We start from the raw sequence: 22,962 nt of genomic DNA on the forward strand, positions 1-22,962 counted from the left end.
AGGTGTTCAAGGTAACACAGGCGCTACCGGGCCTCAAGGCATTCAAGGACCAACGGGTGCTACCGGCGCTACTGGCATAGGAGTTACTGGACCTACTGGACCTTCTGGTGGACCTACCGGACCTACTGGGCCTACTGGACCTAGCTTCCCTATAGCAACAATTGTTGTAACAAACAATATTCAGCAAACAGTACTGCAATTTAATAATTTTATTTTTAGTACTGCAATTAACGTAAACAATATTATCTTCAACGGCACAGATACAGTTACTGTTATTAACGGTGGTATTTATGTAATTAGCGTATCCATTTCTACAACTGCGCCAGGATGCGCTCCACTCGGAGTAGGAATTTCAATTAATGGAGCAGTCGCAACTGATAATTTCTCTTCAAATTTAATAGGCGACTCACTTTCATTTACTACAATAGAAACATTAGCAGCTGGTGCAAGAATCTCTGTCCAATCTACACTTAATGAGATTACGATCCCTGCAACAGGAAATACTAACATCCGCCTTACTGTATTTAGAATCGCTTAAATTTCACTATATATTGTTTATGACAAATAAAAAAAGAGCGAGGAAACTCGCTCTTTTTTGTTATGTACAATAATTCATTACTATTCTAATTCAATTGAAACATTTTTTTGTGGTACAAATGTAGAAATTGCATGTTTATAAATAAGCTGTTGCTTACCTTCTGTTTCCAGCAGGACTGTAAAATTATCAAATCCTTTAATTAGTCCACGAAGCTGGAAACCATTTAATAAGTACAGCGTAACAAACGTATTTTCTTTACGGAGTTGATTTAAAAACTGATCTTGAATATTGATTGATTGCTTCATGTCGAATCCTCCTCTTTTTCTCTACTTACTATTATTCGACTTTACTTGTAACTTTCCTTCTATGTATCGTAAAATTTCTGACGTTTTTTCACCGTTTGTAACATCAAACCACGTGACATCCATTTTATTACGGAACCACGTTAATTGACGCTTTGCATAACGACGCGAATTCGTCTTTAATTGTGATACCGCATCTTCTAAAGAAACTCGATTCTCAAAATAATCATAGATTTCTTTATATCCAATCGCTTGAATAGATTGACAATCTCGTATCCCTCTATTATACAGCCCTTCTACTTCCTCTAATAGGCCTTGTTCCATCATCAAATCCACTCGTAAGTTAATGCGATCGTATAGCATTTCTCGATCCATTGTCAAGCCAATTAATGAAACATCATAGAGTAACTCTTTTTCTTGTTTCTCAATTTGTTCACTCATTTTTTCACCCGTTGTGCGAAAAATTTCTAAAGCCCGAATGACACGTCGTACATTATTTGCATGAATACGCTCCGCACTTTCTGGATCTACTTCTTGCAATTTTTTATGTACATATTCCACACCGCGTTCTAAAGCTAACTTTTCCATTTGCTCTCGGTATATCACATCACCAGCATCATCTGTAAACTGATAATCGAATAAAACAGATTGTATATAAAGACCGGTCCCACCAACTATAATTGGTAATTTACCACGTTCTGTAATTTCTCGAATATGCTTGCGAACACGTTCTTGAAATTCCGCGACAGAAAATGAATCTTCCGGATTTTTTATATCGATCATATAATGTGGAATTCCGTCCATCTCTGCTTTTGTTACCTTTGCAGTTCCAATATCCATCGTTCGATAGATCTGCATGGAATCACCACTAATAATTTCACCGTTCAACGCTTTGGCAAGATTGATACTTAACTTCGTCTTTCCAACAGCAGTTGGTCCAATGATGACAGCAACTTTTTCACGTTGCACTTCTCCCATATCATTCAACTCTCTTTATGTAATATACTCCATCTATTGATTATACCCAATCTTACCAATTTTAACGGCATGATTGCAAGTTCTTTCATTTCGGTACATGAAATTATACAGAAAAAAGAACATAGTTTGTCCAATTCTGCATATACATGATAAAAATAGTTTCGAGAGGATGAGTTAACTATGAAACAATCCACCCTCAATTTTTCATCTTTGACAAAAGACCTCATTTTAGCTACTTCTATAAAAGAACAAAATTGTTCACAAGAGGAATTATATTTCGCCCTAAATTGTTTACTACGGGCTTTTCATTCTACCCTTCATGAAACAACATTACATCCAGAAAATAAAAATACAGAATATATACAAACGCAATTTTGCAGTGCATATAAAATTATTACAGGTAAAACTATTTATCCATTTCAATAATCCATAAAAAGCGGCTGCTTACATAATTTCAAGCAACCGCTTTTTATATTAATATCGATAACCTATTGTATAACTTTCACTTTTACAGATTTGCGCCCCCAGCTATTAGCACTACCATCTGAACCGACTAATACATCAATACGATTTCCTTTAATCGCACCACCAGTGTCTCCAGCAATCGCTTCTCCATATCCTTCTACCCATACTTTTGATCCAAGCGGAATTACTTTCGGATCAACAGCAATTACTTTCATATTTGGATTTGCTGTTAAATCATGCCCCATTGCAGTTAATACACGACCACCATACGAACCATTCTCACTCGGATCTGCTGTATATGCCGTCGCTTCTACTGTAATTTCACGACCACCAGTAGGCGCACTTGTTTCAGTAGATTTTGCAACTGGTTTTGCAGCCGGTTTTTCTTTTACCACAGGTTTACTTGATTCTACATTCTTAATAGAATCGTTACTCTTAACAGACTCTTTATTCTTAACTACTGTATTATTTTTAACCGGCGTATTTGTTCTAGCTGGCGCTTCTTCTTGAGCTACAACCTCTTTCTTTTCGATTACAGGTGCTGTTCCTGTTAAAAATGGCACGTGAACATATCCAACTTTTCCATTGTAGTCAAATTGCAACCATTCATTTTGAACTTGATTCGTCGTTTCAATCACATCATTTTTATTAAGTTTACCTAAAATTTCAGAATCAGTATTCGCTCCAGCACGAACATTTAATACGCCCGCCGTTACATAATATGTGCTCTTTGTAAAATCGGCACTTACAAACGCTTCCTTACCGTTCAACTTAATTTTTGTCCATCCATTTTCTGTATTTATAACATCTAGTGTATTCCCACTTAACACTTTACCTACAAGCTTTGACTCTACATTTGGGTTTTCTCTAACATTTAATACGTCTGTTGTTACAATTGTTTCCGCTTTAGCAGAACCCGCAAAAATCCCAAGACCAAAAACTGCTGCTGTTGCTATACCTAATAATTTTTTCATGAATAGCCTCCATTTGCTTTGTTTTCGTATTTTCATTATAGCAACAGATTTTTAGAATTTTTAGAAATCACACAATTACAAAGCATTCGTAATATACGATTAACGAGTTGTAACATAAATTTCCATATTAATAAAATGTATTTCTCATACAATCTCCAGTGGTTTTCATATATTTTTCATATACGAGCACAAGAACTTTTTTCCAGAAAAAATTACAGTGTTACTTTTTTGTTACAAAAAATTCACAATTCGTTATATCTTTTACCAAAAAACATCAATATTTAATTGTTAACCTATTTTTTTGTAATAAAAAGAGAGCAGCTACTAAAAGCTGCTCTCTTTTCATTTGTTATTGAACTTTCTTTTTCCAAACACCTAGCATAATAGCCGAGACAATCGTTCCAATTAATATAGAGAAAATATATAGTAACGGTTTATTTACTAACGCTATTACAAATAATCCACCATGCGGTGCTGGTAATGTAATTTGGAATAACATAGATAACGCACCTGCAATACTTGAACCAACAACACAACTTACAATTACTCGAACCGGATCTGCAGCTGCAAACGGAATCGCACCTTCTGTAATGAACGATGCTCCCATAATATAATTTGTTAAACCAGATTTACGTTCCGCTTCTGTAAACTTTGATTTAAAGAATGTAGTTGCAAATGCAATCGCAAGTGGCGGTACCATACCACCAGCCATAACTGCTGAGTGCACTCCAAAATTCTGTGCTTCTATTGCAGCAATACCAAACGTAAACGCCGCTTTATTAATTGGACCACCCATATCAATTGCCATCATACCACCTAAAATAAGACCTAGTAATATAGCATTCGTACCGTTTAAACCATTTAACCACCCTGTCAACATTTCATTTAATGCTACTACAGGCGGAATCACTGCTTTTTGCATTACAACTCCTGTAATCAATAATCCAAAGACTGGATATAACAAAACAGGTTTAATTCCTTCTAATTGTACTGGTAGTCCTGAAAATAATCTTTTCAACCCTAAAACAACATATCCAGCTAAGAAACCAGCAATTAATCCACCTAAAAAGCCAGCATTCGCATTCGCCGCTAAAAATCCACCTACAACACCAGGCATAAAACCAGGACGATCAGCAATAGAACTTGCAATAAATCCAGCTAAAATTGGTACAAGGAATAAAAACGCACCTGTTTTTCCTCCACCAATTGACATGAACAATTCAGCTAAAGGACCTTCCGCCTTTATACCACCAAACGAAAACGCTAGCGCTATTAAAATCCCGCCGCCAACAACGAATGGAAGCATATTACTTACGCCATTCATTAAATGCTTATAAATTCCTAATCCTTTTTCTTTTTCCGTACTTTCTGCCTTTCCATCTTCTTTTACACCTTTAAAGATTGGTGCATCTTGCTTTACAGCTCGATTAAGAAGCGTTTCCGTTTTTCTAATCCCATCAGCGACTGGTACTTGAATGACATGCTTCCCAGCGAAACGGTTCATTTCTACTTGTTTATCTGCTGCTACGATAATAGCTGTTGCTCGTTCAATGTCTTCTTTTGTTAAACCGTTTTTTATACCTGTTGATCCGTTCGTTTCAACTTTAATTGCGATTCCTAGCTCTGCTGCTTTTGCTTTCAAGCTATCTGCGGCCATATACGTGTGAGCGATTCCAGTTGGGCAAGCCGTAACTGCCAATACGTACGGTTCATTTCCTTCTGGTTTGGCGACTTCAATCTCTTCTTCTTTTTCATTCTCTTTTTCATCAAATAGTTGAAGAAGCTCACTTTCATCCTTCGCTTCTAATAGTTGCTTGCGAAGCCCTTCATCCATTAATAATGTCGATAAACGAGACAACGTTTCTAAATGAGTATTATTCGCTCCTTCACTTGCAGCAATCATAAAGAATAAGTGTGCAGGCTGTCCGTCGAGCGACTCATAATTGATACCGCTTACACTTCTACCAAAACAAATCGATGGTTGTTTAACAGCCTTTGTCTTCGCATGAGGTATTGCAATACCTTCCCCTATTCCAGTCGTACTTTGGGACTCCCGCTTTAAAATAGCTTCTTTAAATTCCGTTTTATTATTTAAACGATTTGCCCCATTTAATTTCTCAACTAATTCATCTATGACAGCTTCTTTATTTGAAGCTGTCAAATCCATAATGACTGTATCCCTTTTTAATAGTTCTGTAATTTTCATATGTTGCTTCCCCCTATCGCTTAGCTACAATTACTTGCGACAATAATTCTTCTACTTTTTCCTTCTTACATAAATCAGCTGAAAATGCTGTTGCACTCCCTGTTGCAACGCCGTATTGAAATGCCTTTTCAATATCTTTTGTCTGTTCATATTTGCCTACAAACCCTGCAACAAGAGAATCTCCGGCCCCAACTGAATTAATTACAACACCTTTTGGAACAGTCGCTTCATATATACCTTCTGCCGTAAATAATAAAGCTCCCTCTCCAGCCATCGATACGATAACGTGTTTTACACCTTGTTCAATTAATTTTCTTCCATAAGGTAAAACGTCCTCTACTGTTGAAAGCTCCACATCAAACAACTCACCAAGTTCATGATGGTTTGGCTTAATTAAAAATGGCTTATTTTTAATTACATGCTGCAGTGCACTTCCGCTCGCATCAACTACTACTCGAATACCTTTTTCAGCTCCGAGCGCTGCGATTGATTCATAAAAGGTAGTTGGGATAGATGCAGGTACACTTCCAGCTAGCACAACGCAATCTCCCTGCTTCATACTTTCGATTTGTTTCATTAATTGTTCAAATTGCTCATTTGTCACATTAGGACCTTGCCCATTTAATTCTGTCTCTTCTTGCTCTTTTATTTTCACATTAATTCGGGAATCTCCGTCTACTTGGATGAAGTTTGTCATTACGCCTTCCGCCTGTAATACACTTTTAATAAATTGACCGGTGAATCCACCAGTAAATCCAAGTGCTACATTTTCCACGCCTAAACGATGGAGAACGCGAGAAACATTAATCCCTTTTCCCCCAGGAAACTTCATATCTTTCTCTGCTCGATTGACTGCGCCTAAATCAAAGGAATTAACTTGTACTACATAATCAATAGATGGGTTTAAAGTAACTGTATAGATCATTGTTTATCAGCCTCAATTACATTGGTTTGTCTTTTATATTTTTCTAAATCAATTTCTAAATGGTTTGTAATAATATTTGCTTCTTCAACATTTGCAATTTTCGTAAATGCAACTTCTGAAAACTTACTTTCATCAATTAAGAAATATCCTTCGTTTGCTAATGTTAATGCCATTTGTTTTAAGAGCGCTTCTTCTGGATCTGGCGTTGTAAAGCCAAGCTGTTCATGTACACCATTTGCACCTAAAAAACATTTATCAAAACGATACTTCTGCATACTTTCCTGTGCCATAGCACCGATTAAAGCTTTCGTCCTACTCTTCATCATTCCACCTAGTAAATACGCACGAATATTATTTTCAACTAAAGCTTCAATATGCATAAGTCCATTCGTAACGACAGTCACATCTTTATTTATTAAAAATGGAATCATTTCAAATGTTGTACTTCCTGCATCTAAATAAATACAATCACCTTGTTCAACAACGCTAGCCGCATAATTAGCAATTTGTTGTTTTATTTGAATGTTTTTGGATGATTTTTCAACCATCGTTGGTTCTTGCCCTTTTCCTGTTAAAACAGCGGCACCACCATGAACTCTCTTTAATAACCTTTGTTTTTCCAATTGCGCTAAATCACGACGAATTGTTGATTCAGAGCTTTCTGTTCTTTCCACCAATTGTTGTAATTTAACAATCTTCTGCTCTTTTACAAGTTGCAATATCATTTGATGACGTTCAGGAGTTAACATTTTATTCACCTCTTCTTTGATTACAGTATAATGAAAACGATCACAAAAATCAACCATAAACATTCATAAATAACCAAAATCAATCACAAACAGTTATAAATAACAAAAAAAGAAACCCATTTGATCGTTATATCAAACGGGTTTCTTTACTCGATTCACTTATAAAGAAGATTTATATATGCTTAAAACATCGTCTTTATTTAATTTTTTAAAGTTACCAAATTCACCATAAGCCATTGCTTTATCCGCCATTAAATCAATTTCATTTTCTCCAATAGCATAATCAGATAATGTTACTGGTGCCTCAATTGAAGTCCAAAATTGACGTAACGCCTGAATTCCTTCTAACGCAATTTCTCGCTCAGTCTTTCCATCTGTTTCTACATTGAATACGCGAATAGCAAACTGTTTAAAACGACTTACATTTTCATCTACGACATGCTTCATCCAGTTAGGGAATAGAATTGCTAAGCCGCCTCCATGCGGTATATCATGAACAGCAGAAACTGCATGCTCAATATTATGAGTTGCCCAGTCTCCTTTAACTCCCATCGCTAAAATGCCGTTTAACGCCATAGTACCACAATATAAAATAGTTTCTCTATGCTCATAATTTTCTAAATCACTTAAAAGCTTAGGAGCTGTCTCAATTACTGTTTTTAAAACAGATTCACAATAACGATCTTGTAGTTCTGTATTCGTTCCGTTGTGGAAATATTGCTCTAATACGTGCGACATAATATCTACCATACCGTAAATTGTTTGATCCCTCGGCACAGACGCAGTATGAACTGGATCTAAAATTGAAAACTGCGGGAAAGTAACCGGGCTACCCCATCCATACTTTTCATTCGTTTCCCAGTTTGTAATTACCGAGCCTGCATTCATTTCAGATCCTGTTGCTGCAAGAGTAAGTACAGTACCAAATGGTAATGCCTCATTAGCAAATGTTTTTTTCGTTACAATATCCCATACATCTCCATCGTACTTACTACCAGCTGCAATTGCCTTCGTACAGTCGATCACACTTCCTCCACCAACTGCTAAAATAAATTCAACACCATTTTCTTTACAAATTTGAATCCCTTTCTTTACAGTTGATACACGTGGATTCGGTTCAACACCTGTCAATTCAAATACTTCTGCATTTATATCCTTTAAAATAGAAATTACATTATCATAAATACCGTTTCTTTTAATGCTGCCTCCCCCGTATACGAGAAGAACTTTTTTACCGAACTGTGGAATTTCAGTTTTTAACTGCTCTAATTGACCTTTACCGAAAATAAGTTTCGTTGGATTACGAAATACAAAATTTTGCATATTCCTTTACCATCCCTTCTATATGAAAAGCAACTATACTTTTGTATACCATATTTTTTTCATTTCACAAAAATATTTGCTTAATAAAAAAATCCCAGCCTACAGGCTGAGATTTTTTATTGGTAATAAGGTGAGATCATTAAGTAAACAATAACACCAGATAAACTTACATATAACCAAATCGGCATCGTCCAACGTACAATTTTACGATGACGTGTTAATTGATTTGTAAAACCAAATACAAGTGCAAACAATGCAAGCGGTACAATAATTGCTGCCAGGATAATATGTGTAATTAAAATGATGAAATACACATATTTAATGAATCCTTCTCCGCCAAAATGTGTTGCTGGCGCTAAGTAATGATACGATAAATAAGAAACACAAAATAGCAACGTCGTTGTAAATGCTGCCAGGATGAAACCACGGTGCATTTTCACATTCTTCTTAATAATAGAGTATAGAGCTGCTAATAAGAATACGAACGTAAAGCTATTAAAAATTGCATTTAACATTGGTAAAATTGTTACATCAAAATGTAATTCTCCTTCATAGCCAACAGGTCCAAAGAACAAAAATAAAATAATCGCATTTACAATTACAGAAAGCGTTATCACAATAGGAGCATAGCTTTTCTGATTTGTTGATTGATCCACCAAAATGGTCACTCCCTCTTCCTTCAAATATGTATACGTAACCTCACTATTTTAACATACTATTCACAGTGTAAATGTGACAATAGTTTGACACAGCAAGATAAGACAAAGAAAAAATCCTTCTTAATAAAACTTCTTAAGAAGGATTTTATCGCTTTATTATTCAAATAGCAACGCGATTAGTTTTTGTTAAAAAATGTATCGCTATATGCTTGAAAAATTTCAGACACTTGATATCCCATTAAAGAAATTGCTGTTAATGAAAAGAAACCAATCATAAGAAATCGAAACCACATATAAATCTCCTCCTTGTATTTAGCTTAAAAAACATTCGCTATATTACAAGTTGAGTGGCACTCTTCATCGTCACTTTCCTTTTTCCTTACAATTGCTGTAATAAATCGAATCATAAAGAAAATAACAAAAGGAATTTGTTCGTAATTCACATTGGCATAGTTTAGCAACGGCTCGCGCTGCATATCGAACGGGGATGAGAAGGAATAGAACATACCTTGCTCTTCCATATATACAATTACAATTTTCATGCAAAATACGATTCCTAGAAACGAAACAATATCTTGCCATTCTGTCGTATATAACAGGTTATACAGCTCTAATACGTACTCTTCCATTATCATCCCCCCTTCCTTTTTTACCATTTTGCTCGCCTTCGTATAAAAAGTCAAGAAAAAAGTTTATATCCACTATGACAATAGTAATTACTTGTTTCTATGATTATATATGATTCTTTTATAGCAATGACTGGGTGTAACTCTCTTCGAAAATTAGAAAATTAGAATCGAACAGATTCCTCATTCTTACTTTTAGGATTCAAAACTGTGCTATTTTTATTTCTATTAAAAATAAAATAAGAAAGTATGATAAGAACAGTAACAAACATTGTTAAAAGTGCTTGTGAACGTAAAGTATCAATTGCGAACATCGCAACTAAAACTGCTATAATAGCAGCAATTGTAACATACGTTACATACGGAAAAAGCCACATTTTCACTTTCAAATTTTGTTGTTCTACTTTTCCCATTTTTTTACGCATCTTTAAATGCGAAACTGCAATAACGAGATAAACTAGTAACGCAATCCCGCCAGATGCATTCACTAAAAACAAAAAGACTTTATCTGGAGAAATGTAACTAAAAACAACGCCAATATAAGCGAAGAACGTTCCGAATAAAACGGCCCGAACTGGAACACCACTACTGTTCAATTTCAAAAACGCCTTTGGAGCATCTCCTCTTTCTGCCATCGAAAAAAGCATTCTTGAGTTTGTATATAAACCCGAATTTAAACAAGAGAGTACAGCTGTTAAAACGATAAAATTCATAATTTGTGCCGCAGCTGGTATTCCTATATGTTCCAGTACAGCTACAAATGGACTTTTTAATATGTTTGCTGAATTCCATGGCAGTAGCGTAACAACTACCGCTATAGACCCAATAAAAAATACAAGAATACGCCAAATCACACTGTTTGTTGCTGTTTTTACTGCTTTTACAGGTTCTGCAGATTCACCTGCGGCTACTGCTACAATCTCTGATCCCATAAATGAAAATATAACGACAGTAATTCCAAGCAGTACCGAACTTATACCGTTTGGCATAAATCCACCTTGTCCAATTAAATTCGAAGTGCCGGGTGCTTCTGTTCCTGGAACAAATCCTAAAATAACAGCAAGACCTAGACAAAGGAACAAAACAATACTTATTACTTTAATAAAAGAAAACCAATATTCAAACTCTCCAAATGATTTCACCGAAAAAACGTTCGTCAGTGTTAATAAAATTGTTAATATTAAACTTAATAACCAAAGCGGTATTTGTGGAATCCAATATTGGATAATACCAGCACCTGCTGTGGCTTCTATTGCAATAACAATTACCCAAAAAAACCAGTATAACCAGCCTATTGTATAACCCGCCCAAGGACCAATCGCTTCTCTTGCATACGTTGCAAATGAACCACTTGTCGGATTAACAGCTGCCATTTCTCCTAGCATTCTCATGACGAAAATGACTAGAAGTCCTGCTAATGCATATGAAACGATAGAACCTGGTCCTGCCGAATGTACAACTGCACCACTTCCAACAAACAAACCAGCCCCTATTACACCGCCAATTGAAATCATTGTAATGTGGCGTATTTTGAGGTCTTTCTTTAGATTTTTATCCAAATCTTGTACATCCCCTTCCAAACTAAATTTTGAAATTTATGTAAGAGTACTGTGCGAAAGATTTTGTCCTATACTTTAAAATGTATCAAAATATTCTGAATTAAACAATTAAAATTCAACCTCCTTCAAAAATTATTACATTAGGTTTAATACTTTCCCATACACAATTGTTGAGAAAATTATAGTCCCTTTACAAAAGAAAGAATTTTCAGATATTATTAAATAAACAAGATTATACATCTAGACAACTTTTTGTATAGGAGTGTTGATATGTTAAACAAGTTCAAATTTTTTTGTTGTATTTTAGTAATGTTCTTACTTCTACCGCTATCCCCTTTCCAATCACAAGCAGCAAACAATTTAGGTTCAAAATTACTCGTTGGATACTGGCATAATTTTGATAACGGTACTGGCATTATTAAATTAAAAGACGTTTCACCAAAATGGGATGTAATCAATGTATCTTTTGGTGAAACTGGTGGTGATCGTTCCACTGTTGAATTTTCTCCTGTGTATGGTACAGATGCAGAATTCAAATCAGATATTTCGTATTTAAAAAGTAAAGGAAAGAAAGTAGTTCTTTCAATAGGTGGACAAAATGGGGTCGTTTTACTTCCTGACAATGCTGCTAAGGATCGTTTTATTAATTCCATACAATCTCTAATCGATAAATACGGTTTTGACGGAATAGATATTGACCTTGAATCAGGTATTTACTTAAACGGAAATGACACTAACTTCAAAAACCCAACTACTCCCCAAATCGTAAATCTTATTTCAGCTATTCGAACAATCTCAGATCATTATGGTCCAGATTTTCTATTAAGCATGGCTCCTGAAACAGCTTATGTTCAAGGCGGATATAGCGCATATGGAAGCATATGGGGTGCATATTTACCAATTATTTACGGAGTGAAAGATAAACTAACATACATTCACGTTCAACACTACAACGCTGGTAGCGGGATTGGAATGGACGGTAATAACTACAATCAAGGTACTGCAGACTACGAGGTCGCTATGGCAGATATGCTCTTACATGGTTTTCCTGTAGGTGGTAATACAAATAACATTTTCCCAGCTCTTCGTTCAGATCAGGTAATGATTGGACTTCCTGCAGCACCAGCGGCAGCTCCAAGTGGCGGATATATTTCTCCGACTGAAATGAAAAAAGCTTTAAATTATATTATTAAAGGAGTTCCGTTCGGAGGAAAGTATAAAATTTCTAACCAGAGTGGCTATCCTGCATTCCGCGGCCTAATGTCTTGGTCTATTAATTGGGATGCAAAAAACAACTTTGAATTCTCAAATAACTATAGAACATATTTTGATGGTCTTTCCTTGCAAAAATAACAAAGTAAAACTATAATTAGCCCTCATCAATCGGACATTTATGGGCAATCCATGCAGGATAAAAACAACAATAGGTCCCTTTATAGGTCCTATTGTTGTTTTTTATTTATGAAAATTACTTTGTCACATCTAAAGTTTTAAGAAACTCTTTTCCATCGACCAACATCGCACGTTCCTTGGAATCATATTGTTAAATATTCTAGTTACTATTTTGCTTCAACACAAAAATTGAAAGTTCAGGTACACTACAAAATCTAACAGGCATCCTAGTAGTCCCAATGCCACGATTTACATATAAATATAACGGCTTACTCTTCCCCTCTACTTCATACATACCTTCAACGTAGTGCTCAGCTAGTTTGGTAGTAATTAACGGACCTACAAAAGGAATTTGGACTTGTCCTCCGTGACTATGTCCTGACAGTTGAAGATCAACTGGGTAACGATTTATTTTGGTTACAACATCCGGCTCATGTACTAATAACATGTTGAAATCATTTTGTTTCAAGTTTTTTAAAGTTGAATCTATTTTCGGCTTCCCTAATAGAAAATCATCCAAACCTGATATTATAATATATTTGCCGTTTTCCACTTTAATTTTCTGCACTTCATTTACTAATACAGAAAAACCAGCTTCTTCCATATATTTTTTGTAAAATAAACTACCGCCCCCGCCCCTATCATGATTCCCAAACACAGCATATTTCCCTAAGGGAGCGTAAATTTTCTGCAAAATAACCTTCGCTTCTTCTCTTTCCGCACTATAAGACCCAAATTTATCTATTAAATCTCCGGTAAAAACTACTATATCCGGATGTAATTCATTCATCTTCTCCACTAAATGTTCAAGTTGTTTCAGTGTAAACTCTGGTCCTAAATGTACATCTGAAAACTGCAATATTTTTTTATTATTAAATTCTTTAGGAATTGCAGAAGCTTCTATTTCATTCCACGTAACTGTTACTAGTTTTCGTTCTATTTCTGTCGCATAATAATACAAACTTACTGGTATCATTAATATACTTATAAAACTAATAATAAATATCTTTACGATTGATTTTTTTCGTTCTTTTTTTACATGATTCGTATTCATGTTTTCACCTCTAGAAACACTTTAAATCCTTATTGTTACATTCATGTGACAACATGAACAATATTATCAATATGTAATTCCCTCTCTATTCACTTTGACAATTTTATACAGAAGTCATAACATATTTTTATAATACATAGATTTTCGAAATTTTTTCTATTCATTCCATCATTTGATTACGGAGGGGTTATTCATGTCTGTATTTACACCAGAAGAAATTACGGAACTTGCTGCGAATTCAGGAAGGAAAAAAGCTCATTTATCATTGCTCCCTATGCTAATTCTTGGTTTTTTTGGTGGCGCTTTTATCGCATTAGGGTATTTACTCGATATTCATGTTATTGGGACAATGCCAAAATATTGGGGATCATTTTCTAGTTTTCTAGGCGCTGCTGTATTTCCTATTGGTCTTATTCTCGTTATTCTTGCAGGCGGTGAACTAGTAACCGGTAACATGATGACAGTTTCTATGGCCTGGCTCCAAAAGAAAATTACTTTATTTTATTTCATACGAAATTTAGTTATTGTTACATTTAGCAATTTCATAGGGGCTGTATTTGTAGCCTACTTTTTCGGTCATATCGTTGGCTTAACTGAGGGAGCTTTTTTAGCGAAAACTATTTCTATCGCTCAAGCGAAACTACAAGATACGCCATTGCAAGCATTTATTTCTGCAATCGGATGTAATTGGCTCGTTTGTTTAGCTGTTTGGCTCAGTATGGGAAGTAAAGAATTTATCGGAAAGATTATCGGTATTTGGTTCCCGGTTATGACTTTTGTTGCGATTGGATTTCAACACGTTGTAGCCAATATGTTTGTCATCCCAGCCGCGATTTTTGCCGGTCATTTCACTTGGGCTGAATATTTTCCAAACTTTATTTTTGTTTTCTTTGGAAATTTAGTAGGAGGTATGTTATTTGTAGCACTACCTTACTTCATATCTTATAATAAGAAACTACCTGCTCATCAAGAGAAGACTGAAATGAAGAACAAATCTCTGTCCGCTTAAATGGATGTCTATAAAGTGCCCTAAAAAATATTACAAATTTCATTTTTTTTGCGAATATATGTACGTACACTTGTTCTCGAATGTTTTATACGTTATAATAACAACTTAAATAGCATTATTTACATATGAGGTGAAAAACATGAACAAAACAGAATTAATTAAAAACGTAGCACAAAATGCTGAGATTTCTCAAAAAGAAGCTACTGTAGTTGTACAAACTGTAGTAGAATCAATCACTAACACTTTAGCTGCTGGTGAAAAAGTACAACTTATCGGATTCGGTACATTCGAAGTTCGTGAAAGAGCTGCTCGTACAGGCCGTAACCCACAAACTGGTGAAGAAATGCAAATCGCAGCTTCTAAAGTACCTGCTTTCAAAGCTGGTAAAGAACTAAAAGAAGCTGTAAAATAATGAAAAATATCCTTCTCATTTATGAGAAGGATATTTTTTTCATAACATAATTAATAAAAATCTGACCATTATGTTGTTTCTTTTGTTCTTTTATGCAAATAAAATCTTTACTTTCAAAAAAAGGTTTTGCGGTAATGCTCGCCTCTGTATATATCTCCCTATGCCCTAGGTTCACTGCTTCTTTTTCTAACTTCTGTAGTATGTATGAAGCGACTCTTTTCCCTTGATAATCTTTATGCGTAAATAAACGATCTATGTAACGATCATCGTTATAATCCCCAAACCCCACAATCACACCTTTATGATCCGCTACATAGCTAATATTCTTTTCTAAAGACTGTATAAAGACTGTAACCAATTTTCTCTATCTAGTCGCTCCGGTGCCCACGCCTGTAGCTGTAACTCATTATAATCTTTTGCATTAACCGTATGAACTGTTTCATAGAACAATTGTAATACTTGATCTAAATCTTCTTTCTGGAATGTTCTAATTATAATATCTTTTAACATATATAAGTCTCCTTACGAAACTACCTCTTAACTTTTCTACTACATACGATTCTATATTTCTGCTTTATTATATCGTTTTAATTTCTATACGAACAAAAAAACAATACTTATTCAAGTATTGTTTTTTAATTCTATTCAATTACTTAATGTAGCTTTTTAAGGTTTTAATTTAACTCTTTGTAATCGTAATGCATTTAATACAACGGATACAGAACTAAATGCCATTGCTGCTCCAGCAACCCAAGGGGCTAAGAAACCTAATGCCGCAATTGGAATTCCTAACGCGTTATAAGCTAATGCCCAGAATAAATTTTGTTTAATATTTCTTATCGTCATTTTACTCATAAAGATCGCATCAGCAATACTATTTAAGTCACCGCGGATTAACGTTATATCCGCTGCTTCCATCGCTACATCCGTTCCCGTTCCAATTGCCATACCAATGTTCGCTGTAGCAAGAGCAGGAGCATCATTTATCCCGTCTCCAACCATCGCTACTTTCTTACCTTGTGCTTGGAGTTTTTTCACTTCTTCTGCTTTTCCTTCTGGTAATACTTCTGCAATTACGTGATCAATACCAACTTGCCCCGCAATTGCCTGAGCAGTTTGTGTATTATCTCCTGTAATCATAACAACGTCTAGACCCATTTTCTTAAGTCTTGCGATAGCTGCTTTTGAAGTATCTTTTACAGTATCTGCAACGGCAACTATACCAGCATATTCTTTATCGATTGCAATAAGCATTGCTGTTTTTCCTTCTCGTTCTAGCTCTTCCATTGATTTTGAAACTTCTTCAATATCAATATTGAATTTCTTCATTAATCGACGTGTGCCAATTAATAATTGTTTTCCTTCTACGACTGATTCGATACCGAATCCAGGAATCGCTTCAAACGTCTCTGAACTTGGAATATCAATTTTCTTTTCTTTAATTCCTTCCACAATCGCTTCTGCAAGTGGGTGTTCAGAATTTTTTTCTGCCGCACCTACTAAACGTAGTATTTCTTCTTCATGGAATCCATCTGCTACAATTATATCTGTTAACACAGGCTTTCCGTTTGTCACAGTACCTGTTTTATCTAGAATAACTGTATCTAATCGGTGCGTTGCTTCTAAATGCTCTCCACCTTTAAATAAAATACCATACTCAGCCGATCTTCCTGATCCTGCCATAATAGATGTAGGCGTTGCAAGACCTAATGCACATGGACAAGCGATAACAAGTACTGCTATCATTTTCTCAAGTGCTCCGCCAAAATCACCAGGTGTAACAAATATCATCCATACTGCAAATGTGATAATCGCAATCACAACTACAACCGGTACAAAAATACCTGAAATTTGATCCGCTACCCTTTGAATAGGAGCTTTTGAACCTTGTGCCTCTTCTACTACTTTAATGATTTGAGCTAATGCAGTATCTCTGCCTACTTTAGTTGCTTTCACTTTTAAAAAACCATTTTTATTTATTGTCGAACCTATTACTACATCCCCAATTGACTTATCAACAGGAATACTTTCACCCGTTAACATCGATTCATCAATCGCTGATTTTCCTTCTACAATCTCACCATCTACTGGTATTTTTTCACCAGGCTTTACATAGACGATATCACCAGCTACTACTTCTTCAATCAAAATTTTTATTTCTGTTCCATCTCGCACAACTGTAGCTGTCTTCGCTTGTAAACCCATCAATTTTTTAATTGCTTCTGATGAGCGCCCTTTTGCTTTCGCTTCAAATAATTTACCTAAAATAATTAATGTAATAAGTACCGCACTCGTTTCAAAATATAAATCTGTCATATGTTCCGAAGAACCAATAGATTGAATACTTAAATATACACTATAAAAATACGCGGCCGACGTTCCAAGTGCCACGAGAACATCCATATTCGCACTTTTATTGCGTAACGCTTTATAAGCCCCAACATAAAACTGTCCACCAATGATAAATTGAACAGGAGTTGCAAGTGCTAGTTGCACCCAAGGGTTCATTAACATATCTGGTAAATAAATAAACGACGTAAATGAGAAATGACTAACCATTGCCCATAATAATGGGAAAGATAAAATAAACGAAATAATAAACTTCTTCTTTTGTCTTTCAATTTCTTGTAATCGATGATCAGTTGATGCATCTTGATCATCTGGTTTCACTTCTAATTTATATCCTAGCTTCGTAATCGCGCTCTTCATTTCATTTACATTAACTTCATCATGATTAAAGTCTACTGTAGCTGATTCTAAAGCAAAATTTACTGTCGCTTTGTTCACACCATCTAACTTATTTAAACGCTTTTCAACTCTATTTGCACATGCTGCACATGTCATTCCTGAAACAGTAAATTCAGCTTTATCACTTACAATTCCATATCCTAACGCTTCAACTTTTTCTTTAAATTGTTGTAGATTTGTTTTAGTTGGATCGTACATTATTTTTGTTTTTTCAAGCGCAAAATTTACATTTGCCTCATGAACACCTTCTACTTTTTTTAGACCTTTTTCAATTCTATTTGCACATGCCGCACATGTCATTCCTGATATTTGAAGATTGGCCTCTTTTTGTTCATTCATGTCTCTCACCTCTATATACCCTTATGAGGTATAATTATTAGCAAAATAAATCGTACTTCGTTTAAAGTACGATTTATTTCCATATCTAAAAATAATTATTGAACATCGTATCCTTGGTCTTCGATTACAGCAACGATATCTTTTAATGTTACGGCAGACGAGTCGATAGTAACTTCAACAGTTCCTTCTGCTAATTGAACCTTCACTTGTTCAACACCGTTTAGCTCTTTCACACTGCTTTCGATAGCATTTACACAATGTCCACAAGACATACCTTCAACTTGTAATGTTAACTGTTCCATTTAAAATCCTCCTCTTGTTTCTTCATTCTTTGTTAATCACAATTACATCTTACCATACCCCCCTAAGGTAATCAATGGTTTTGTATCATGATTTTTCAATTATTTTCTAAAAGTTTATTTTACACACACTTTTTCACATCAATACCCCGAAATCTTATTATGAAGGTAAACAAAAAAACAAGCCAGTGACATACTAGCTTGTTTTTACGCTTTTGAAAAACGTTCAAATACAGTCATTAATTCTTCAATTGCTTCGTCACCATTGCCATCTTTAATAGCACCTGAAACACAATGACTTGTATGGTTTTTTAATACACCCATTCCTACTTTTTTCATCGCTGCATTAATCGCTGAAATTTGCACTAAAATATCCACACAATAGCGATCATTTTCAATCATATTTTGAATACCGCGGACCTGTCCTTCAATCCTCTTTAATCTATTTATAATTTGTTCTTTTTCTTTTTCTGATCTATGTGTTACCACTTCATGCTCTTTATGCCCCATATTATCACCTTCTTAAAGTTTCTCTTCATCCAATAAAACAATTGCTTTTACGAGTATACCAATTATAGCATTAATTATCTATGTATGATACCCCATATGAGTATATTTCCGCTCTAAGCTTATTCTTAACAATTTATTAGCTTCTCAGTCTCAATTTTCATGATACCCTTTCTTTTTTCAAAAAAACATTACATTCTCCATCAGAACTTAATAAAGTAAAATGTTTAATCACTTTTGTGCTATGTTCTTCAACTAAAGCCTCCATTAATGTACATTCCCTAACCATTTCTCGTTGCAAATATAAAAGGGCTACCTTAGTAGCCCTTAATAAAATAATTAATTTTCATCAGTTATAAAATACGTAGTTGTAAAGAGTACAATTTCTTAGTTTTCAAAGTTATTCTTTTACAGGAATAACAGCACCGTTATATTCCTTATTAATAAAATCTTCAATTTCTTTCGAATGTAATACTTCTACAAGTGCTTTAATTTCTTTCTTATCTTTGTCACCTTTACGAACTGCAACTACGTTTACATATGGCGAATCCTTACCTTCAATCGCAATTGCATCTTTTCTTGGATTTAATTTTGCATCAATTGCATAGTTAGCATTAATTAAAATAGCATCACCTTCTTTATTTTTATACATTTGTGTTAATAAACCAGGTTCAATGTCTGTTTTGAATTTTAAATTTTTCGGATTTTCTGTAATATCTTTTACGGTTGCTTTTACAGGATCTATACCATCTTTAATTTTTAAAATACCTTCTTTTTGTAAAATTGCTAAACCACGTCCATGATCAGTAATTGCATTACTCATAATAATTGTTGCACCATCTGGAAGCTCTTTTAGATTTTTATATTTTTGAGAATATAAACCGATTGGTTCAATGTGTATTTTTCCAGCTACTTCAAAATCATATTTTTTGTCTTTCATTTCTTTCTCTAAGAATGGAATACCTTGGAAATAATTTGCATCTAATTCTTTATTCGCCAATGATTTATTTGGTAATACGTAGTCTTGGAATTTTTTAATTTCTAGTTCTACACCTTTTTTCTCAAGTAATGGTTTTGCTTTTTCCAAAATAACTGCATGAGGTACATTAGAAGCACCGACAACAAGCTTATCTTCACTTTTACCTCCACAAGCAGTTAAACCAAAAATTGCCGTTGTAATAAGTCCTGATAGTAATAGTTTTTTCATGTTGTAAACACCCTTCTTCTTTTATGTATTTATTTATTAATTCACGCTGTAACAAATCAATAATCCATTTTATTAGAACAACACTAGGACATGCACAAATTGGTTCATTGATTTTCACATCGTTATTCCTCCTGCACACGGACTGTATAAATCTCTCTATTTTCCTCCAGAATAGTCTTTACTCACAGTCGAGAACAATAAAAAAACCTTTCTGCCCTTAGAATGAGCAGAAAGGTTTGTATGCATATATCGATACTATCCCTTTCTCTCATCTCTCAAAGCATTTGCTTTGCAGGAATTAGCACCATTTCAATGTAAAAATTGATGGTTGCTGGGTTTCACAGGGCACAGTCCCTCCACCTCTCTAGATAAGAGAAATCAGATTTAATTTTCATCTGATTCGAAATCTATTAAATTATCTATATTTTATGAATTGAATTTTATCAACATAAACTCGTTATGTCAATAATTGTTTATGAAAAAACTTCAATCACAAATATAAAAGTCTCAATTCACATGTGTAAATTGAGACTTTTTTCTTCCTATATATAGTTATTGCTGATCGCATACTTTTGTATCATTCACTACTGAAGTTCCTTCAACGGTTACCGTATGAAAACAGTCATTTACTCGAACTGTTACAACATTATCTTGCCGATCAATGATATGATATTCATTAAAATTTTTATTCAGAGCACTGCGAATTTGTTCTCCTTCATAAATTGGGATGCCATGCGATAAAACCCAAATAAGTCCAGCGATAGCAAGAATAGTTTTCATACGATCTACCTCCTTGGGAATATAGTGAACTTTTAATCCATACTTTTTCAGCTCTACAAATCATGATCGGAATAAACCAAGCCTTTTTGGAAATAAGTTCATTTCGTCTATTTTATGTTTATGCTAATTGTGACCGTTTTGTGACAACTTTTTGTCTCTTTAGACGAAAAGTTGAAACAAAACTTTCAAAAAGGACAATTCTACATATCAAAAAAGGTTATGGAATGTTTCATCCATAACCTTTTTTCCTATACGTAACTAATAAATCTCAATCCTTTACTTAAAGAAGTCGGCACAACAGATGCATGATTCTCCCCTTCAGCTTCATAAAACTTAAATTTAAGTTTATCGTGGTTTACTTGGAGAAGGCGCTCTGATAATTCATTTGCGCCTACAACCATATGCTCTCGTTCTAGTGACCCAACTGTAAGGAACACTCCTGTTTCAAACTTAGCATTGTTTAATTCATGTATAAGGTTCTCTTCTTTTTCAAGTACGGATTGGTTATTCCACCATATAGATGGACTACTAATAAAATAATTTTGAAAAGCATTTAAGTTTGTAAATAGTATATAAAGAGCAAATAGTCCACCTAAAGAATGTCCAAATAACGTTTGCTTACTTTTATCGATCTCAAAATTCTTTTCAATTTGTGGTTTCAGTTCTTCTTCAATAAAAGTAAAGAAATTATGTGCTCCTCCTGTTTTAGGCCACGGTTTACCGTCTGGTTTTAAAGGGGCATCTTTTGAAATTACGCTAGGCGTAAAATCATAACATCTTTCTTCCCCTGAAAATGCGCCTTCAATTGGATAACCCAATCCTACTATAACAGCTGGTGAAACACCGGTTTTTTCCGCTCTTACTGATTGTATTTTAACTGCTTCATGAAATGTTTGAAAAAAGGCATTGCCATCTAATACATAAATGACAGGATATCCTGAATCCGGTGCTGGTTGCCTCGGCTTTGAAATATGAATTTGATATTCCTTACCTTCTAATTTTGAATACATTTTCCACTGTTCTGTATTAGATGTTATAATCTGCTGTTTTTCAACTGTAGTATTCACCCTATCCCCCCTTTTTAACTTGTTACATATATTTCGATTTTTTCTTCTTGAGATACAACGCTATCATAACCGAAACAAACAGGAGCCCCGTTATACGGATCTATCATGACACGTGCATCAATATGAAATACTTCTTTTAACACTTCATTTGTAATGATTTCTTCTGGGCTACCAGTTGTAACAATTTCTCCTTCCTTCATTGCAATAATTTCATCTGAAAACCTTGCTGCATGGTTAATATCATGTAATACCATAACAACCGTACAATTATGTTCTTTATTTAACTTCTCCACAATTTGTAATACATCTAATTGATGAGACATATCAAGGTATGTAGTTGGCTCATCTAATAGCAACACTTCTGTCTCTTGTGCTAATGCCATCGCTAGCCATACCTTTTGTCTTTGACCACCTGATAAATTTGCAATTTGTCTCGTTCGAAATTCAGAAGTTTTCGTTATATTTAATGCCCAATCAATCATTTCTTTATCTTTTGTCGTTAACTTATTTACGTTATTTCGATGTGGATAGCGTCCATAAGAAATTAATTCTTCCACTTTAAGTTCACCTGGTGCAATTGGAGTTTGCGGTAGTAAAGCTAACTGCTTCGCAATTTCTTTCGTTGAAATTGTATGTAAATCTTGCCCTTGTAAATATACTTTTCCGCTTTTTTGTTTTAAAATTCTTCCCATTGTTTTTAACAATGTTGATTTACCGCAACCGTTCGGACCTATAATTGTCGTTACTTTTCCTTCTTGTATTTCCACATTTAAATCGCGAAACACTGTAAGCTTTTCATAACTTGTTTCTAAATTTTTTGCACTTAAAATACTCACTTTTATTC

General features: G+C 34.6%; 23 protein-coding genes, 1 pseudogene and 1 riboswitch. Of the genes and pseudogenes, 5 read left to right on the top strand and 19 right to left on the bottom strand.

Annotated elements, in window-relative coordinates:
* On the top strand, positions 1 to 538 hold a 538-nt coding region (locus HMPREF2590_RS04400), incomplete at its 5' end, for a Gly-Xaa-Xaa repeat protein (RefSeq protein WP_137026407.1).
* 80 nt (positions 539 to 618) lie between these two features.
* Here the strand turns inward: HMPREF2590_RS04400 and hfq are convergent.
* A complete protein-coding gene (gene hfq / locus HMPREF2590_RS04405; protein WP_000813896.1) occupies positions 619 to 843 on the bottom strand; it encodes an RNA chaperone Hfq in 225 nt (74 codons plus the stop codon).
* Between the two features lie 21 nt (positions 844 to 864).
* A complete protein-coding gene (gene miaA / locus HMPREF2590_RS04410; RefSeq protein ID WP_000504958.1) occupies positions 865 to 1,818 on the bottom strand; it encodes a tRNA (adenosine(37)-N6)-dimethylallyltransferase MiaA in 954 nt (317 codons plus the stop codon).
* A 180-nt stretch (positions 1,819 to 1,998) separates the two neighbouring features.
* On the opposite strand from miaA, the gene HMPREF2590_RS04415 reads away from it, so the two are divergent.
* Positions 1,999 to 2,244: a hypothetical protein gene (locus tag HMPREF2590_RS04415; RefSeq protein ID WP_000814435.1), complete on the top strand. Its 246-nt coding sequence runs from the start codon at positions 1,999 to 2,001 to the stop codon at positions 2,242 to 2,244.
* A 62-nt stretch (positions 2,245 to 2,306) separates the two neighbouring features.
* Here HMPREF2590_RS04415 and entD read toward each other — a convergent pair whose 3' ends face one another.
* From entD to gabP, 8 genes are all read right to left on the bottom strand, one after another.
* Positions 2,307 to 3,257: a cell wall-binding protein EntD gene (entD, locus tag HMPREF2590_RS04420; RefSeq protein WP_000734613.1), complete on the bottom strand. Its 951-nt coding sequence runs from the start codon at positions 3,255 to 3,257 to the stop codon at positions 2,307 to 2,309.
* 349 nt (positions 3,258 to 3,606) lie between these two features.
* A complete protein-coding gene (locus HMPREF2590_RS04425; protein ID WP_000704593.1) occupies positions 3,607 to 5,463 on the bottom strand; it encodes a PTS fructose transporter subunit IIABC in 1,857 nt (618 codons plus the stop codon).
* A 13-nt stretch (positions 5,464 to 5,476) separates the two neighbouring features.
* Positions 5,477 to 6,388: a 1-phosphofructokinase gene (gene pfkB, locus HMPREF2590_RS04430; protein ID WP_000640835.1), complete on the bottom strand. Its 912-nt coding sequence runs from the start codon at positions 6,386 to 6,388 to the stop codon at positions 5,477 to 5,479.
* Positions 6,385 to 7,137, bottom strand: coding sequence for a DeoR/GlpR family DNA-binding transcription regulator (locus tag HMPREF2590_RS04435; RefSeq protein WP_070861368.1), 753 nt, complete (start codon positions 7,135 to 7,137; stop codon positions 6,385 to 6,387). The genes pfkB and HMPREF2590_RS04435 overlap by 4 nt, the downstream gene beginning before the upstream one ends.
* A gap of 159 nt (positions 7,138 to 7,296) precedes the next feature.
* Complete coding sequence (locus HMPREF2590_RS04440; RefSeq protein ID WP_050822053.1) at positions 7,297 to 8,460, bottom strand: iron-containing alcohol dehydrogenase; 1,164 nt, start codon at positions 8,458 to 8,460, stop codon at positions 7,297 to 7,299.
* 116 nt (positions 8,461 to 8,576) lie between these two features.
* Positions 8,577 to 9,119: a DUF420 domain-containing protein gene (locus tag HMPREF2590_RS04445; protein WP_000228314.1), complete on the bottom strand. Its 543-nt coding sequence runs from the start codon at positions 9,117 to 9,119 to the stop codon at positions 8,577 to 8,579.
* Between the two features lie 317 nt (positions 9,120 to 9,436).
* A complete protein-coding gene (locus HMPREF2590_RS04455; protein WP_002005644.1) occupies positions 9,437 to 9,775 on the bottom strand; it encodes a hypothetical protein in 339 nt (112 codons plus the stop codon).
* A gap of 134 nt (positions 9,776 to 9,909) precedes the next feature.
* Positions 9,910 to 11,304, bottom strand: a complete 1,395-nt coding sequence (gene gabP, locus HMPREF2590_RS04460) for a GABA permease (protein WP_000360108.1) — start codon at positions 11,302 to 11,304, stop codon at positions 9,910 to 9,912.
* A 270-nt stretch (positions 11,305 to 11,574) separates the two neighbouring features.
* Between gabP and HMPREF2590_RS04465 the strand changes: the two genes are divergently transcribed.
* Positions 11,575 to 12,657: a chitinase gene (locus HMPREF2590_RS04465; protein ID WP_000932443.1), complete on the top strand. Its 1,083-nt coding sequence runs from the start codon at positions 11,575 to 11,577 to the stop codon at positions 12,655 to 12,657.
* A gap of 199 nt (positions 12,658 to 12,856) precedes the next feature.
* Here the strand turns inward: HMPREF2590_RS04465 and HMPREF2590_RS04470 are convergent, their stop codons facing one another.
* On the bottom strand, positions 12,857 to 13,750 hold the full coding sequence (locus HMPREF2590_RS04470) for a metallophosphoesterase (RefSeq protein ID WP_001095341.1): 894 nt from the start codon (positions 13,748 to 13,750) through the stop codon (positions 12,857 to 12,859).
* Positions 13,751 to 13,943: 193 nt separating this feature from the next.
* Between HMPREF2590_RS04470 and HMPREF2590_RS04475 the strand changes: the two genes are divergently transcribed.
* Both HMPREF2590_RS04475 and HMPREF2590_RS04480 read left to right on the top strand, forming a co-directional pair.
* Entirely contained in the window at positions 13,944 to 14,759 is an 816-nt protein-coding gene (locus tag HMPREF2590_RS04475) for a formate/nitrite transporter family protein (protein ID WP_000110537.1), read from the top strand.
* 139 nt (positions 14,760 to 14,898) lie between these two features.
* On the top strand, positions 14,899 to 15,171 hold the full coding sequence (locus HMPREF2590_RS04480; RefSeq protein ID WP_001043904.1) for an HU family DNA-binding protein: 273 nt from the start codon (positions 14,899 to 14,901) through the stop codon (positions 15,169 to 15,171).
* Positions 15,172 to 15,190: 19 nt separating this feature from the next.
* Here the strand turns inward: HMPREF2590_RS04480 and HMPREF2590_RS04485 are convergent.
* From HMPREF2590_RS04485 to HMPREF2590_RS04520, 8 genes and pseudogenes are all read right to left on the bottom strand, one after another.
* Positions 15,191 to 15,681, bottom strand: a pseudogene (locus HMPREF2590_RS04485) (GNAT family N-acetyltransferase).
* Positions 15,682 to 15,837: 156 nt separating this feature from the next.
* Entirely contained in the window at positions 15,838 to 18,258 is a 2,421-nt protein-coding gene (locus tag HMPREF2590_RS04490; protein WP_050822054.1) for a heavy metal translocating P-type ATPase, read from the bottom strand.
* A gap of 95 nt (positions 18,259 to 18,353) precedes the next feature.
* Complete coding sequence (gene copZ / locus HMPREF2590_RS04495) at positions 18,354 to 18,560, bottom strand: copper chaperone CopZ (protein WP_000436973.1); 207 nt, start codon at positions 18,558 to 18,560, stop codon at positions 18,354 to 18,356.
* A gap of 204 nt (positions 18,561 to 18,764) precedes the next feature.
* Positions 18,765 to 19,067: a metal-sensing transcriptional repressor gene (locus HMPREF2590_RS04500; RefSeq protein WP_000509879.1), complete on the bottom strand. Its 303-nt coding sequence runs from the start codon at positions 19,065 to 19,067 to the stop codon at positions 18,765 to 18,767.
* Between the two features lie 397 nt (positions 19,068 to 19,464).
* Positions 19,465 to 20,271 (bottom strand): methionine ABC transporter substrate-binding lipoprotein MetQ, encoded by an 807-nt coding sequence (gene metQ, locus HMPREF2590_RS04505; protein ID WP_000735072.1) that lies wholly within the window; start codon positions 20,269 to 20,271, stop codon positions 19,465 to 19,467.
* Between the two features lie 265 nt (positions 20,272 to 20,536).
* Positions 20,537 to 20,646: riboswitch (SAM riboswitch) on the bottom strand.
* 177 nt (positions 20,647 to 20,823) lie between these two features.
* Entirely contained in the window at positions 20,824 to 21,051 is a 228-nt protein-coding gene (locus HMPREF2590_RS04510; RefSeq protein ID WP_000849103.1) for a hypothetical protein, read from the bottom strand.
* 248 nt (positions 21,052 to 21,299) lie between these two features.
* Positions 21,300 to 22,118: an alpha/beta hydrolase gene (locus tag HMPREF2590_RS04515; RefSeq protein WP_001098703.1), complete on the bottom strand. Its 819-nt coding sequence runs from the start codon at positions 22,116 to 22,118 to the stop codon at positions 21,300 to 21,302.
* A 14-nt stretch (positions 22,119 to 22,132) separates the two neighbouring features.
* Complete coding sequence (locus HMPREF2590_RS04520; protein ID WP_000025773.1) at positions 22,133 to 22,954, bottom strand: ABC transporter ATP-binding protein; 822 nt, start codon at positions 22,952 to 22,954, stop codon at positions 22,133 to 22,135.
* Positions 22,955 to 22,962 lie beyond the last annotated feature (8 nt).

It is taken from the genome of Bacillus sp. HMSC036E02 (assembly GCF_001836235.1).
Classification (GTDB): Bacteria; Bacillota; Bacilli; order Bacillales; family Bacillaceae_G; genus Bacillus_A; species Bacillus_A cereus.

Coding starts and splice junctions, on each gene's coding strand:
- HMPREF2590_RS04425 (WP_000704593.1), bottom strand. CDS start 5,463: ATGAAAATTACAGAACTATTAAAAAGGGATACAGTCATTATGGATTTG.
- HMPREF2590_RS04415 (WP_000814435.1), top strand. CDS start 1,999: ATGAAACAATCCACCCTCAATTTTTCATCTTTGACAAAAGACCTCATT.
- HMPREF2590_RS04455 (WP_002005644.1), bottom strand. CDS start 9,775: ATGGTAAAAAAGGAAGGGGGGATGATAATGGAAGAGTACGTATTAGAG.
- HMPREF2590_RS04435 (WP_070861368.1), bottom strand. CDS start 7,137: ATGTTAACTCCTGAACGTCATCAAATGATATTGCAACTTGTAAAAGAG.
- copZ (WP_000436973.1), bottom strand. CDS start 18,560: ATGGAACAGTTAACATTACAAGTTGAAGGTATGTCTTGTGGACATTGT.
- HMPREF2590_RS04480 (WP_001043904.1), top strand. CDS start 14,899: ATGAACAAAACAGAATTAATTAAAAACGTAGCACAAAATGCTGAGATT.
- HMPREF2590_RS04465 (WP_000932443.1), top strand. CDS start 11,575: ATGTTAAACAAGTTCAAATTTTTTTGTTGTATTTTAGTAATGTTCTTA.
- HMPREF2590_RS04510 (WP_000849103.1), bottom strand. CDS start 21,051: ATGAAAACTATTCTTGCTATCGCTGGACTTATTTGGGTTTTATCGCAT.
- pfkB (WP_000640835.1), bottom strand. CDS start 6,388: ATGATCTATACAGTTACTTTAAACCCATCTATTGATTATGTAGTACAA.
- HMPREF2590_RS04440 (WP_050822053.1), bottom strand. CDS start 8,460: ATGCAAAATTTTGTATTTCGTAATCCAACGAAACTTATTTTCGGTAAA.
- miaA (WP_000504958.1), bottom strand. CDS start 1,818: ATGGGAGAAGTGCAACGTGAAAAAGTTGCTGTCATCATTGGACCAACT.
- HMPREF2590_RS04490 (WP_050822054.1), bottom strand. CDS start 18,258: ATGAATGAACAAAAAGAGGCCAATCTTCAAATATCAGGAATGACATGT.
- hfq (WP_000813896.1), bottom strand. CDS start 843: ATGAAGCAATCAATCAATATTCAAGATCAGTTTTTAAATCAACTCCGT.
- metQ (WP_000735072.1), bottom strand. CDS start 20,271: ATGAAAAAACTATTACTATCAGGACTTATTACAACGGCAATTTTTGGT.
- HMPREF2590_RS04500 (WP_000509879.1), bottom strand. CDS start 19,067: ATGGGGCATAAAGAGCATGAAGTGGTAACACATAGATCAGAAAAAGAA.
- HMPREF2590_RS04470 (WP_001095341.1), bottom strand. CDS start 13,750: ATGAATACGAATCATGTAAAAAAAGAACGAAAAAAATCAATCGTAAAG.
- entD (WP_000734613.1), bottom strand. CDS start 3,257: ATGAAAAAATTATTAGGTATAGCAACAGCAGCAGTTTTTGGTCTTGGG.
- HMPREF2590_RS04475 (WP_000110537.1), top strand. CDS start 13,944: ATGTCTGTATTTACACCAGAAGAAATTACGGAACTTGCTGCGAATTCA.